We start from the raw sequence: 13,469 nt of genomic DNA, 5'->3' as shown, positions 1-13,469 counted from the left end.
GAGGGCTGCCGCGAAGAAGCCGAGCGCGAGCGCGAGCATGGCGAAATCCATTGCCGTGGTCCTTTCGACCGGGCGTTGCCGATGGGCCGAGGCGCGCGGGTACAGGTTCTCGCGGAAGGCGAGGACGCGAGCGGATCGGCCATGACGGGGATTATCGTGCCGGCGGCATAGCCGTTCGAGACGGCGAGCGGCGTCGCGGAATAGGAATTTTATAGGAATTCGGGAGCGACAGGCCGGCGCGGTTTTCAGGTATGAGGCGTGTCAGACCGGATGATGTCGGCCTTTCGCGGCGAGGCTGTCGGCCGTTCGATCGAAAGGGTCACCGGCGGAGCGTCGTCTCCGATGTGCAGATCGGCGAGGCTGTCGTTCAGTGCGCTGTCGGCTGCAGTCCGGCGGTAGTTGAAGCGCAGATAGTCGTTCCAGGTCGGCGTGCGGAAAGTCTCGGTCCAGACCGTGATGTCGTGCAGGTTGCGCGTCAGGATCCAGCGTCGTGCACCGTTGCGCCCCTGCGCGCGCCGGCGCTGCAGCATCAGGGCGAGGAAGGTTTCAACCTGATCCGGGGCGATCCGATACTCGATCTTGACGGCGATCGGCCCGCTTCGCGGCTTCAGATTCAGGCCGAGCGCCGGCGCTTCGAAGCTCTCCGGCGTCGAGACATCGGAATCCTTGCGCTGATGGATGGGCAGAAGAAAACCGAGAAGGGCGACGCCGAGAGAGGCAGCCGTCGATGCCTGGAGGGCGAAAGCCAGCGAATAGCTCTCCGTGACCATGCCCCAGAGCCAGCTCCCGGCAGCGAGCCCGAACGAGGTGAGGGCGTAGTAGAGCGAGATCGTTCGGCCGACGACCCAACGGGGACTCGCCCATTGCACGCTGATGCTCAGGCCCGACCATCCCAGAACCCATCCGGCACCGCCCAACATCAGCACGACGGTCGCGACAGCCGTGGTCTGCGTCAGCGAAAGACCGAGCGTGCATGTCGCGCAAGCGAGGCAAGCCAGCTTCAGCAACTGTTCGTCCGACAGCTTTCGCCGGAGCGTCGTCGAGGCGAGGCCGGCCAGGAGCGCTCCTGCGCCAAAGCCCGTCATCAGCGTGCCGTAGGCGATTGCTCCCTGTTTCAACTGATCGCGAACCACCAGCGGAAGCAGGGCGAGGATCGCGATGCCCGAGAGACCGAACAGGAAGCCGCGCCCGATCGCCGTCTTGATCTCCGAGGACAGGGAGGTGAAGCGGATGCCGTCGGAGATCGCCGTCAGCATCGCTTCGGGCGGCAGTCTCGACACCGGCACTTTCCATCGGGAGCGCCAGACCACGGCCAGCGGCGCGAGATGGCCGAGGGTATACAGGCAGAACGCCGTCAAGGGGCCGAAGGCCGCGAGGATGATGCCGCCGAGCGCCGGCCCGATGCTGCGCACCGTGTTGAACCCGACGGATGTCAGCGTCACGGCCGCCGCGAGATCCTTGCGGTCGACGATATCACCGACCGAGGCCTGCCAGGCCGGATCATTGAAGGCGATGCCGCACCCGGCGAGAAAGCTGAAGAACAGGATGACCCAGGGATTGATCATGCCGAGCGCGACGAGGATCGTCAGTGCCGCGGCGGTCACGGTCATCAGAGACCGGGCTGCCAGCATCACCTTGCGGCGATTGAAATTGTCGACGATGGCGCCTGCGAAGATCGACAGGATGAAGGCCGGCAGGTTCGTCGCGGCCTGAACCAGCGCGACCATGACGCTGGACGGGGTGATGGTGGCCATGAGCCAGCTCATGGCGATGGTCTGGATCAGCCACCCGAGCGCGGAGATCAGCCCGGCGAGCCAGATCGCGCGAAACGTGACGTTCCTGAGAGGCGCAAACGGTCCAGCGTTCGCCGCACGCATCCCCACATCCATGACTCGGCTCATTTCCGACGTCTGCTCCTGGACCGCCGGCTTTGGTTCCGAGCGTGATTCTGAATCTTATGTCACGTTTCCTGTTCGGGGGGCGTCACTTTACGGCATGGGAGGCTTGCAGAGAGACGAGCGGTCCGCCTGGGGCAAGATTGCCCGTTGCGCCGCCGGTGCGGCATCCGAGAGGCCGCCTGGCGGGACGTCGTCCCGGCTTCCATCGACGACGTGATGCGTAACGATCCGATCGAGACGGTCCCAGACCGCGAAAGCATCGTTGAGAGCGGCGAATGGTGCCCCTGGCCGGGATCGAACCAGCACTCCTTGCGGAACTCGATTTTGAGTCGAGCGCGTCTACCAATTCCGCCACAGGGGCCCTTGCAGGCGGGCGGACTATAACGATCGACCGATGCCGGTCAATCGGCGGAGGCGTCATTCCCGCAGGTTTCAGCGCATGGTTCGCAGGTGTTTCGCTGCAAGAAGAGAAATACGGACGAGACCGCTCGAAAACGCGCCGATCCACGGCACGCAAGCCGTTGCGTCACCATCCCGCCCATGCTCTAGAGCGCGCCATGCTCAAGCGCCTCTATGAATGGACGATGTCGCTCGCCGCCCGGCCGCGGGCGGAGCTCTGGCTGGCGGTGGTCGCCTTCGTCGAAAGTTCCTTCTTCCTGATCCCGGCCGACGTGCTGTTCGTGCCGATGGCGCTGGCGCGGCCGCAGCGGGCCTATCGGCTGGCTTTCGTGGCGACGCTGTTCTCGGTGCTCGGCGGCATCGCCGGCTACGCGCTCGGCTATTATGCCTTCGAGGCATTGGCGAAGCCGGTCCTCGCCTTCTACGGCAAGCTCGGCGCCTTCGAGACGCTCAAGGCCTGCGCCGGGCCGGATACGACGCTGATCCTGCTGACGACCTCCGGCCTTGCCCATCTGCCGCCGATCAAGGTGGTGACGATCCTGGCCGGCGCCGTTCATATCGGCCTGACCTTCTTCGTTATCTCCTGCGTGCTGGCGCGCGGGGCGCGCTTCTTCGCGCTCGCCTTCCTGCTCAGGCGCTATGGCGTCACCATTCGCCATTTCATCGAGCGTCGGCTGAAAGTGATCGCGGTGGTGGGCGCGGCATTGCTGATCCTGCTTTATTTCGGCCTCAAGCTCGTCGCAGGGTCCGGCCAGCTTCTCTCCTGCTGAGCTCGCCATGACCACCTCCCTTCCCGTAGCCTCCGCTTCGCGCCATCTCCCCAGCGCGCGGCAACTGATCGCTCTCATCGGCGTAGCGAGCCTGGCACTGATCGCCGGAGCCTGGTTCTTCGAGCTCGTCGTGCATCTGCTTCCCTGCAAGCTCTGCCTCGAGCAGCGCCTGCCGCATTATACGGCGATCGGATTGGCTTTGGCCGGGCTGGCGCTGGCGCACTCCCCGCGCTTGCAATGGCTCGTCCTGCTCGGCCTGGCCGGGCTGATGGCCTGGAGCACCGGACTCGGCGTCTATCATGCCGGCGTCGAATGGGGCTGGTTCCTGGGGCCGAACGATTGCGGCGGCGCGGCTCCGGCAGTGGCGGGCATGCAGGATTTCATGAAGCAGTTGCAGGCCGCACGGATCGTCGCCTGCTCCGAAGCCGCATGGCGCTTCCTCGGCCTGTCGCTCGCAGGCTGGAATGCGCTGGCCTCGGCCGGGCTCTTCCTGCTCGCCGTGTTCGGGCTGCTGCGCGGGAAGGCGCCAGCGTAAGCTTTACGGCTCCAGTTCCGAATCCCAGTAGAGATAGTCCAGCCAGCTCTCGTGCAGGTAGTTCGGCGGAAAGAGCTTTCCGTTGCGGTGAAGGTCGTTGACCGAGGGCGCATAAGGCTTCTGGGCCGGAAACATCTCGACGGTGGCTGGCATCTTGTCGCCCTTGCGCAGGTTGCAGGGCGAGCACGCGGCGACGACGTTCTCCCAAGTGGTCAGGCCGCCCTTCGAACGGGGAATGACGTGATCGAAGGTCAGCTCCTCGCGCGCGTGGCAATACTGGCAGGCGAAGCGGTCGCGCAGGAAGACGTTGAAGCGTGTGAAGGCCGGGGTGCGCGAGGGCTTGATATAGCTCTTGAGCGAAACAACCGAGGGCAGTCGCATATCGAAGCTCGGGCTGCGGACAACGGTGTCGTATTCCGAGACGATGTTGACGCGGTCCATGAAGACCGCCTTGATCGCATCCTGCCAGCTCCAGAGCGACAGGGGGTAGTAGCTGAGCGGCCGGAAATCGGCGTTCAGCACCAAGGCCGGACAACCGTCCGGCGATGCCATCGGATGCATCACATGCGCCGTCAAACTCGTCGCACCTCCGCTTCGTCAAGCGGGACGAATCCCGCCCAAGGATCAATGTAAGCGCGAGACGACAGGAATGTGAAGAAACTTGTTGCAGGTGCGTTGAAGCAATCGGGTGCGCTGCGGGCACATAACGGCCCGACTTTGCGGTTAGTGCGGTGAGGCCGCGCGCCGTCGATTCGTCGCCGAAACACCGGAGTATCTGCCCGTGAAGCCTCGGATTGCCATGTTCCTTGCCCCGATGGTCGGGATCTTGCCGGCTTTCGCGGCGGAGATCCGGGTCGAGGGCGCACGGATGTCGCGGGATTTCGCCTGCGAGGGCGGGCAGGATGTCATGATCTCCGGTGCTGGACACAAGATCGTGCTCACCGGTCGCTGCGGTGCAGTGAGCGTGCATGGCGCAGATCACCAGCTGTCCTTCGAGGCGGCCGGGGAACTCGTGGTCAGCGGGATCGCGAACAGGGTCGAGGGCGGCGTGGCCGAGGGGCTCGTTGTCGAAACGGCCAAGAACCAGGTGCAGGTCACGGTGAAGGCAGTCGAGACGGCGAAGATCGATGTTTCCGGCGCGGAACAAAGGCTCGAGCTGACGCTTGCCGGGCCCGCGCAGATCGAAATTCAGGGCGCGAAGAACGCTGTCGAGTGGCGCGCCGAGGCCGGGGTCAAGGCGCCGTCGGTCTCGGCCACGGGCATCGAGAACCGGATCAGCCGCCGCTGAGGCGGCGGCTGCGGTGCAGAGCCGGCCGGTTCAGCGAGTCGGGACCGGCTTCTCGCCGCGATAGTCGTAGAAGCCACGCTTGGTCTTACGGCCGAGCCACCCGGCCTCGACATATTTCACCAGCAGCGGGCAGGGGCGATACTTCGAATCGGCCAGCCCGTCATGGAGCACCTGCATCACCGAAAGGCAGGTATCGAGGCCGATGAAGTCGGCGAGCTGGAGCGGGCCCATCGGGTGGTTGGCGCCGAGCCGCATCGCCGTGTCGATCGCCTCGACCGAGCCGACGCCCTCGTAGAGCGTATAGACGGCCTCGTTGATCATCGGCAGCAGGATGCGGTTGACGATGAAGGCCGGGAAATCCTCGGAGACCGAGACGGTCTTGTGCAGCTTGCCGACGAGGCTCTTGGCGCGCTCGAAGGTGCCGTCATCGGTGGCGATGCCGCGGATCAGCTCGACGAGCTGCATCAGCGGCACCGGATTCATGAAATGGATGCCGATGAAATGCTCGGGGCGATCGGTCGCGGCGGCGAGCCGCGTGATCGAGATCGAGGAGGTGTTGGAGGCGAGGATCGCGTCCGGGCGCAGATGCGGGCAGACTGCCGTGAAGATCTTGCGCTTGACCTCCTCGTTCTCGGTCGCGGCTTCGATGACGAGGTCGCAATCGCCGAGATCGGCGAGAGCGACCGCTGGCTGGATGCGGGCGATCGCCGCGCGGCGCTCCTCCTCCGCGAGGGCGCCCTTCGAGACCTGACGAGCCATGTTGCCGTCGATCGTGGCGAGCGCGGCCTTGATGCGCTCTTCGGCAATATCGTGCAGCCGGATGTCGAAGCCTGCGGCAGCCGCGACATGGGCGATGCCGTTGCCCATCTGGCCTGCCCCGATGATGCCGATCGTCTTGATCGCGTGGTCCGACATGGTTCTATCCCGGATAAACGTTCAGCTCCCGCGGGAGCGGAGCGGGCCGCCCTGGGGCGGCCCGGAAGGGTGGTGCCGGCTTTACTTGCCGGCTTTGGCGAGCTCGGCGTCGAGCTCGGGCAGGATGGTGAAGAGATCGCCGACGAGGCCGTAATCCGCGATCTGGAAGATCGGGGCTTCCTCGTCCTTGTTGATGGCGACGATGACCTTGGAATCCTTCATGCCGGCGAGATGCTGGATCGCGCCGGAGATGCCGACCGCGATGTAGAGCTCGGGGGCGACGACCTTGCCGGTCTGGCCGACCTGCCAGTCGTTCGGAGCGTAGCCCGCATCGACCGCAGCGCGCGAGGCGCCCATGGCGGCACCGAGCTTGTCGGCGACGGGCTCGATCACCTTGCTGAAATTCTCGGCCGAGGCGAGCGCACGGCCGCCCGAGATGATGATCTTGGCCGAGGCCAGTTCCGGACGGTCGGACTTGGCGACCTCCTCGCCCTTGAAGGACGAGTTGCCGGGGTTCCCGGCGGCCGCGACGGCCTCGACCGCAGCCGAGCCGCCTTCGCCCGCCGCCGCGAAGGAGGCGGTGCGGATGGTCAGCAGCTTCTTCGCGTCGGTCGACTGCACGGTCTGGATGGCGTTGCCGGCATAGACCGGGCGCTCGAAGGTGTCGGGCGAGACGATGCCGCTCACATCCGAGACCTGCATCACGTCGAGCAGGGCGGCGACGCGCGGCAGCACGTTCTTGCCCGTCGTGGTCGAGGGCGCGACGATGGCGTCATAGCCATCGGCGAGCTTGACGACCAGCGCGGCGAGCGGTTCGGCCAACGCGTGGCCGTAAGCGGCGTCATCGGCCAGCAGGACCTTCTCGACGCCGGCAAGCTTCGCAGCCGCATCGGCCGCGCTCTGGGCGCCCTGGCCCGCGACGAGGATGTGGACGGGGCCGCCGAGCTGGCCGGCTGCGGTCAGCGCCTTGGCGGTGGCGTCCTTGATCGAGGCGTTGTCGTGTTCGGCGATCAGCAGCGTGGTCATCAGATCACCCCGGCGGTCTTGAGCTTGGAGACGAGTTCGGCGGCGGAGGCGACCTTGACGCCGGCGGAGCGGCCGGCGGGTTCGGTCGTCTTCAGCACCTTGAGGCGGGGCGCGACATCGACGCCGAGCGCTTCGGCCGTGGTCTCGTCGAGCGGCTTCTTCTTCGCCTTCATGATGTTGGGCAGCGAGGCATAGCGCGGCTCGTTGAGGCGCAGATCGGTGGTCACGATGGCCGGCAGCTTGAGCGACACCGTCTGCAGGCCGCCATCGACCTCGCGGGTGACGTCGACCGAATCCGCCGCCAGCTCGACCTTGGATGCAAATGTGCCCTGGCCCCAGCCGAGGAGGGCGGCGAGCATCTGGCCGGTCTGGTTGCAGTCGTCGTCGATCGCCTGCTTGCCGAGGATGACGAGGCCCGGGTTTTCCTGCTCGACCACCTTCTTCAGCAACTTGGCGACCGCGAGCGGTTCGACGATGCCGTCGACCTTGACGAGAATGCCGCGATCGGCGCCCATGGCGAGGCCGGTGCGGATCGTCTCCGCGGCCTGCGCCGGGCCGATCGAGACCACGACCACCTCGGTCGCCTTGCCGGCTTCCTTCAGCCGCAGCGCCTCTTCCACCGCGATCTCGTCGAACGGGTTCATCGACATCTTGACGTTGGCGAGCTCGACGCCGGAACCGTCCGCCTTCACACGGATCTTCACGTTGTAGTCGACAACCCGCTTGACGGGCACCAAGATCTTCATCGCCAGATCACCGTTCAGAAGAGATGAGCCTTGCACCGCAGCGTACCTGACGGCAGGACAGCGGCATCGCGGCCCTCGGCTGGAATGCGCTGGGACCGTAACGACGCCCGTTTGCGCTTGTCAACGCCCGTCCAGACACGGCTCGAAGGCAAAACAGCGCGGCTCAGCCACGGGCGGCCTTGCGTCCGAACAGGGCGATGCTGCGGTGCACGAAGAGCGGGGTCAGCGCTGCGCCCGTCGCCAGCCCGCCGAGATGCGCCCACCAGCCGACATTGCCGTCGGCGCCGAGCAGGGCTGAAGCCGCCTGAAGCAGGATCCAGCCTCCGAGCGCATAGAGCGCCGGGATGTGAATCGGAATCCAGTTGAAGGCGAGACCCCAGATCCGGACCTGTGGGTAGATCATCAGATAGGAGGCGATGACACCGGAGATGGCACCTGACGCTCCGATCAGCGGTTGCTGCGAATCCGGATAGATGCCGGCATGGAAGAGCGAGCCGCCGAGGCCGCAAAGGAAGAAGAAGGCGAGGAAACGGGCATGGCCCATCGCATCCTCGACATTATCGCCGAAGACCCAGAGGAACAGCATGTTGCCGACGAGATGCGCGACATTGGCGTGGAGGAGGATGTTGCTGAACAGGGTCGCCCAGGCCGGGACATGGGCAAGCCCTTCCGGCAGTTGCGCCGTGCCGAACAGGACCGAGGGAATCATGCCGAAGCCGGCCATGATCGCCAGCTCCGCTTCTTCTCCGGGCCAGAGCTGCAACACGATCTGAAGGGCCAGGATGGTGCCGATCAGCCCATAGGTGATGTAGGGCGTTCGCATGAAGCGCAGCGGCACGCCGTCATGCAGGGGGACGAACATGGCTGATCTCAGCGATTCTGTCCGGGCACCCAGAGCACGTCGCCGGCAGCCTTGGCATTGAGGTAGCGGGAGGCGACGAACAGGAAGTCCGAGAGGCGGTTGATGTATTTCAGCGCCGGAGCGGCCACCGTCTCTCCCTCGGTCGCGGCGAGCTCGGTCATCAGGCGCTCGGCCCGGCGGCTGACGGTGCGGGCGAGGTGCAGGTGCGTGGCGGCCTGCGTGCCGCCGGGCAGAACGAAGGAGCGCAGGGGAGCGAGATTCGCGTTCAGTTCGTCGATCTCGGCCTCGATCCGGTCGACCTGGGCCTGCACGATGCGCAAGGGCTCGAAAGCGAGGGGCTTGCCGGTCTCGGGTGTCGAGAGATCGGCGCCGAGATCGAAGAGATCGTTGCTGATGCGGCCGAGCATCGTGGCGACCAGGGCATCCTCCGCCGCGGCATGGAGACGGGCGAGGCCGACGCAGGCATTGGTCTCGTCGACGGTGCCGTAGGCGGCGACGCGCAGGTCGAATTTGGGCCGGCGCGGGCCGCTCGTCAGCCCGGTCGTCCCGTTGTCGCCGGTGCGCGTGTAAATGCGGTTGAGCTTGACCATGCCATGCTTATAGCGCGGCTTTGGCCGGGTGGAAGCGCATTTGGAGAGTGGCTGGACTTCAGAAAGTGTAGCCCAGCCTTGCACCGATATTGGCGGGCCCCCGGCCGGTCGAGCCGGTCTTGTCGGAACAACCGACCGTGCTGAAATGCTCGAGCGTGGTGACAAGGCTCCAGCGGTCCGAGAGCCGGAAGCCGAGGGCGGCGGCCTCGCGCGTACCGGTGTTGCAGCCAAGCGCGAGACGATTCTCCGGCACGATGGGGCCGGTCTTGCCGTCGTTCAAGGCGGCAGCGAGGCTAGCCTCGACGAAGATGTCGCGGGTTACGTCGAAGGACCAGGTCGCCCCCGCATAGGCATAGCGCGTGCCGTTGAGGTTGACGCTCGCGCCCAGGTTGAAGCGTGGGATGAAGGCCGCGGCGATGCGGTCGCTCAGCGGAACGATGCGCGGAGACAGGAGATCCGCGCTCAGGTTGGGCAGGCCGCTCTCGCGGCCGCCGGGATTGGCGAGGCCGGCGCCGATCCGGGCTTCCCAGGCGGGGGCGGGCGCTTCAGTGGCGGGGGCGTAGCTGGAGACACTGCCGGAGAGGGAGCGGGTCTGCGCGGAAGCGGCAGGGATAGCCAGGCAAACGGCAAGAGGCAGCAACGCGACGCGGACCATGGGCCTTCGACAATGAACGTGTGAGCAGGCGTTAGTGAAGCACACATACTCGTGTTCGGAATGTGGCGAAGCCCGGACATCCAGGCTCTCATCCACAGCCGGACAAGGTATCGGACTCAGTTATTCCAATGACTTGCGTCCAGTGTCGCAGGCGTTCAGCCGTTGCGCCACCACAGGACGATGACGATCAGGACGATGGCGGTGAACTGCAGGATGACCCGCAACCGCATCAGCCTTTGCGAGGTGTTGGCGCTGCCGCCGCGCAACATGTTGATCAGCCCGAGCAGCAGGACGACGGCGACGGCGCCGACCGCGACGGACACGAGGGTGTTCGAAAACGTCATGGCGACAGGCTTATGCTGGTGCGAGGGGCTTGGCCAGCGCCCTGATGGGGCTGGCGCCGGTTGAACCGTGGGTCAGCTCGTCGCAGCCGTCTGCGCCAGGGCACGGCCGCGGACGGGCAGGGAAAGATCGCCGGCGAGCGCACGGCTGATCGCGGGCAGGCCGTCGAGCAGGTCCGGCACGAAGGCCTGTGACGGGGGCGGACGACGCGGCAGGGCGTGGAGTGCGGCGGCCATCACGCGCGGATCGCGCTCGCCCTCGCCTGCCTGCGAGGGATCGTAGAGGACATCGACCAGCTTGAGCTCGTCGGCGCGGCCGGCGCGGATCGCCTGTTCGAGGCGCGGCCGCACGCGCGGCACGATCAGCGCCGGTTTGTCGAAGGAGAGAATCTCGCAGAAGGTGTTGTAGCCGCCCATGGCGACGACGCAGTGGGCGCGGTTCATCAGCAGTTCGAGGCGCGGGTCGAAGCCGAGACCTTCGAGCTTCGGGTTGCGGGCGATGCGCTCTGCGAATCCCTTGCGCTTCTCGCGCGACATGAAGGGGCCGAAGACGATAAGCGCGGGCAGTGCGATCGTCGGGTCGGTCTCGTAGGCTGAGATCACCCAGTCGATGACGCCGGCGCCATCGCCGCCGCCGCCGGGCGTCACCAGGATGAATGGCTGCTTGGTGATGCGCGGATAGCGGTTCGGCGGCATCGGGTTTGGTACGGCGCGTTTGAGATAGCCCATGTACTGGAGCTTGTCGGCGAAGCGCTGCTGGCCCGGCAGGCCGGTCAGGGGCTCATAGACGTTTTCCAGACCGTAGACGAAGATGTCGTCATAGATCGTATCGAGCGCTTCCAGCGCGCCGTTGCGGCTCCATTCCTCCAGCACGGCGGCGGGTTCGTCGAGCACGTCGCGCAGGCCGAGCACGATGCGGGCGCCGCGCCGGCGCAGAATGTCGAGCGAGGGCTTCAATTCACCGCGCAGGCCGACAGGCTCCTTGTCGACGATGACGACGTCGGGGTCGAAGGACAGGACGGTCTGCTTGATCAGGTCGGCACGCAGGCGGATGGTGTCGGTCAGGTCGAGATTGAGATGATGCGGCTCGTATCCGCCGTCGCTCTGTTTCTCGACACCGGGAATGCGGACATAGTCGACGCCGTCGCCGAACTGGAAGCTCGAGATAACGGACGAGCCGGAGACGATGATCACCGAGATATGCGGGAAGCTCGCGATCAGCGCATTGGCGATGGCGCGGCAGCGGCGGATATGGCCCAGCCCGAAGGTGTCGTGGCTGTAAATCAGGACGCGCGGGGCATGGGGGCTGCGCGGCGCACGTTCGGCGCCGGCGAGATCAACGACGTTTGAAGGCATCGGCTCGTCGCCCCCCCGGGAAAGGCCAGACGACCTCTTGGCGAGGACGAACGCAGTTGGAACTCTGAGGCGAATATAACTGTTCGCCGGGCACGATCCAAGCCCATCGACTTATCGCCCGCCGATAAAAACGGTGTGGATCGTGGCGGTCATCGTGGGTCGGAAATGCCCTGCCTGTCGCGGCCCGGCGGCCGGACCAAGCCGGCCGGATCGATCAGGCGGATCGCGGGGTGAGCGGAGGTCGCGGCCAGAATGCCGGCGAGGAAGGACCAGGCGGTTTCGTCATGGTCGCGATGGTGCAGGAGAAGACCCAGTTCGATATCGCCGGCTGCGCCCTGCCGTCCTTGCGCCAGCAAGGCGACGAGATCGCCGAGGACCTCGGTGGCCGAACGGCCGATGCGACCGCCATGCCAGTCCATGATGTCGACATCGGTGTTCAGCAGGCGTGGACCTCCGCCCGGTCCGTGGCGATAGCCGCGAAAGCAGGACAGGCCTGCGAAGCCGAGCGCTTCCAGGCGCGCGGCATGCCTCTGGGCGATGCGGTTCCAGGGCGGCACGAAGATCGGCAGGACCTCGTCGCCGAGAAGATCGTGCAGGCGCTGCCGGCCCTGCGCGATATCGGTGCCGACATCGGCCGCTGTACGCTCGGCGCCGAATTCCGACTTCTTGCTGCCGGCAGGCGCGTGGTTCCGGTGCGAAGCACCATGCTGGCAGGGCCGCAGCAGGGGCATGCCGCGCAGCTCCCCCGCAAGCGCGGGTTCGGCCAGCAACGGAATGACCGCAAGCAGGATCGGCGCCGCGAAGCGGTCGGCCAGATTCGAAAGGCGGTTGAGCGCCGGGCTTGGCGCTATGGCATCATCGTCGCGCAGCCAGAGGCCGATCTTGCGGCCGGACGCATTCCAATGATCGAGTTCGATGTCGAGCGCCTGCCAGCACGAGGTCTTCATGGCCTGGCTTTCCCGGAGGATGATTTCAGCTTGGCGCTCCGGTTTCGCAGGGCCAGCGCGAGGCCTTCCGCCAGTCTTTCGGCGGCACGTGCGGGCGTACGCTCGGCAAGAATGAAGCGGCGCGCGGCTGCGCCCATGCTTTCGCGCAGTGCTGTGTCGCGCAGCAGGCGAGTGAGAGCTGCGGCCAGCGCTTCCTCGTTCCGCTCCGGCACCAGCAGGGCGGTTTCGCCTGCCCGGACCGTCTCGGCGACGCCGCCACTGTCACAGGCCACGACCGGCAGGCCCGCCGCCTGGGCTTCCAGATAGACCAGCCCATAGGCCTCGCCGATGCCCGGCCAGAGGAAGATGTCGTGCCGGGCTAGCTCGGCCTGGGTGGCCTCGCGATCGAGCTGGCCGCGCCAGGTGATACGGCTTTCGGGCAGGCTGGCGAAGGCGGCGCCGATCTCGGTCCGGCAAGGGCCATCGCCGACGATGCTCAGCGTCCAGTCCTCGTCCCGGCAGCGCTCGAGGACATGAGCGAGCGTGAGATAGCTCTCCAGCTTGACGCCCTTGCGCATCATCGCGACGGTGACGAGGCGTGGCGGGCCGGTCCTGCCGGTCTTGCGAGAAGGACCGGGGCCGGGGGCGACGAAGGGGGGCAGGGCCAGCAGGGCCGTGCCGGTGTTCTCCCAGGGCACGAGACCCTGCCGGTCGCGATCGGTGAAGTAGAAATGGACGTCGCCTGCAGCAAGGCCCTGCCGTACGGTCGCCGTCTGCGCGGCCCATTCTCCGACGGCGCGCCGGGCCGAATCGCTCGATTCGGCGGTGACATAGGGAATGCCGAGTTCTGCCGCCATCTCCGGGCCAAGGAAATCCGGCGAGCGGTAATAGTTGTGATAAGTGAACCACAGATCTGGCTGCGGCCTACCTTCCCTGTAGCCCGCGAGCAGGGCGTCCCGCAGCCGGGCGGCATCGGCCGCGACGCTAGCGAAACGGGCGGGATCGGCCGCGCGAAAATAGGTCTTGGGCGCCGCGACGGGCTGCACGGCATGGCCGAGGTTTTCGAGCGCGGCGACGATCTGGCGGGCCATGAGGCGGTCGCCGGAGACGCCGCGGTCACCAACCGGATTGAGCGGGGTGTGGAAAGCGATATGCAAGACGA

The 13,469-nt window shown here is 66.2% G+C and carries 15 protein-coding genes and 1 tRNA gene; 3 read left to right on the top strand and 13 right to left on the bottom strand.

Translation table 11 applies throughout. The annotated features are described in order from the left end of the window. Positions 1–245: 245 nt before the first annotated feature. Together J0I42_RS14455 and J0I42_RS14450 are read right to left on the bottom strand one after the other, a co-directional pair. Positions 246–1,877, bottom strand: a complete 1,632-nt coding sequence (locus J0I42_RS14455) for an MFS transporter (protein ID WP_291655726.1) — start codon at positions 1,875–1,877, stop codon at positions 246–248. 297 nt (positions 1,878–2,174) lie between these two features. Then, positions 2,175–2,259 (bottom strand) — tRNA-Leu (locus tag J0I42_RS14450). Between the two features lie 196 nt (positions 2,260–2,455). On the opposite strand from J0I42_RS14450, the gene J0I42_RS14445 reads away from it, so the two are divergent. Continuing rightward, positions 2,456–3,067, top strand: coding sequence for a YqaA family protein (locus tag J0I42_RS14445; protein ID WP_291655724.1), 612 nt, complete (start codon positions 2,456–2,458; stop codon positions 3,065–3,067). 7 nt (positions 3,068–3,074) lie between these two features. Then, complete coding sequence (locus tag J0I42_RS14440; RefSeq protein WP_291655722.1) at positions 3,075–3,602, top strand: disulfide bond formation protein B; 528 nt, start codon at positions 3,075–3,077, stop codon at positions 3,600–3,602. Positions 3,603–3,605: 3 nt separating this feature from the next. Here J0I42_RS14440 and J0I42_RS14435 read toward each other — a convergent pair whose 3' ends face one another. Then, positions 3,606–4,163 (bottom strand): HNH endonuclease, encoded by a 558-nt coding sequence (locus tag J0I42_RS14435; protein ID WP_291655720.1) that lies wholly within the window; start codon positions 4,161–4,163, stop codon positions 3,606–3,608. Between the two features lie 265 nt (positions 4,164–4,428). Here J0I42_RS14435 and J0I42_RS14430 point away from each other — a divergent pair, with 265 nt between their 5' ends. Next, the gene (locus tag J0I42_RS14430; RefSeq protein ID WP_291655718.1) at positions 4,429–4,890 is read left to right on the top strand and encodes a DUF3060 domain-containing protein; all 462 of its coding nucleotides are present in this window, start codon (positions 4,429–4,431) and stop codon (positions 4,888–4,890) included. Between the two features lie 30 nt (positions 4,891–4,920). On the opposite strand, the gene J0I42_RS14425 is transcribed toward J0I42_RS14430, so the two are convergent. The 10 genes from J0I42_RS14425 to J0I42_RS14380 form a co-directional block, all read right to left on the bottom strand. After that, positions 4,921–5,805 carry a 3-hydroxybutyryl-CoA dehydrogenase gene (locus J0I42_RS14425; protein ID WP_291655715.1) on the bottom strand — a complete coding sequence of 295 codons (885 nt, stop codon included), beginning with the start codon at positions 5,803–5,805 and terminating at the stop codon, positions 4,921–4,923. An 81-nt stretch (positions 5,806–5,886) separates the two neighbouring features. Continuing rightward, entirely contained in the window at positions 5,887–6,831 is a 945-nt protein-coding gene (locus J0I42_RS14420) for an electron transfer flavoprotein subunit alpha/FixB family protein (RefSeq protein ID WP_291655713.1), read from the bottom strand. Then, positions 6,831–7,577: an electron transfer flavoprotein subunit beta/FixA family protein gene (locus tag J0I42_RS14415; protein WP_291655711.1), complete on the bottom strand. Its 747-nt coding sequence runs from the start codon at positions 7,575–7,577 to the stop codon at positions 6,831–6,833. Before J0I42_RS14415 ends, J0I42_RS14420 begins: the two co-directional genes overlap by 1 nt. A 163-nt stretch (positions 7,578–7,740) precedes the next feature. Continuing rightward, entirely contained in the window at positions 7,741–8,439 is a 699-nt protein-coding gene (locus J0I42_RS14410) for a rhomboid family intramembrane serine protease (RefSeq protein ID WP_291655710.1), read from the bottom strand. An 8-nt stretch (positions 8,440–8,447) separates the two neighbouring features. Continuing rightward, positions 8,448–9,029, bottom strand: coding sequence for a cob(I)yrinic acid a,c-diamide adenosyltransferase (locus J0I42_RS14405; protein ID WP_291655709.1), 582 nt, complete (start codon positions 9,027–9,029; stop codon positions 8,448–8,450). A gap of 58 nt (positions 9,030–9,087) precedes the next feature. Further along, entirely contained in the window at positions 9,088–9,684 is a 597-nt protein-coding gene (locus J0I42_RS14400; RefSeq protein WP_291655707.1) for an acyloxyacyl hydrolase, read from the bottom strand. A 155-nt stretch (positions 9,685–9,839) separates the two neighbouring features. Beyond that, positions 9,840–10,028, bottom strand: a complete 189-nt coding sequence (locus tag J0I42_RS14395) for a twin transmembrane helix small protein (protein WP_291655705.1) — start codon at positions 10,026–10,028, stop codon at positions 9,840–9,842. Positions 10,029–10,100: 72 nt separating this feature from the next. Then, positions 10,101–11,381 carry a glycosyltransferase family protein gene (locus J0I42_RS14390; RefSeq protein WP_291655703.1) on the bottom strand — a complete coding sequence of 427 codons (1,281 nt, stop codon included), beginning with the start codon at positions 11,379–11,381 and terminating at the stop codon, positions 10,101–10,103. A 149-nt stretch (positions 11,382–11,530) separates the two neighbouring features. Further along, on the bottom strand, positions 11,531–12,328 hold the full coding sequence (locus J0I42_RS14385; protein WP_291655701.1) for a polysaccharide deacetylase family protein: 798 nt from the start codon (positions 12,326–12,328) through the stop codon (positions 11,531–11,533). Further along, positions 12,325–13,464: a glycosyltransferase family 4 protein gene (locus J0I42_RS14380; protein WP_291655700.1), complete on the bottom strand. Its 1,140-nt coding sequence runs from the start codon at positions 13,462–13,464 to the stop codon at positions 12,325–12,327. The genes J0I42_RS14385 and J0I42_RS14380 overlap by 4 nt, the downstream gene beginning before the upstream one ends. Between the last annotated feature and the right edge of the window lie 5 nt (positions 13,465–13,469).

Origin of the sequence: Allobosea sp. (assembly GCF_017308015.1) — a bacterium.
In the GTDB taxonomy this organism is placed as follows: Bacteria; Pseudomonadota; Alphaproteobacteria; order Rhizobiales; family Beijerinckiaceae; genus Allobosea.
This window is presented reverse-complemented; position numbering and strand designations above follow the sequence as displayed.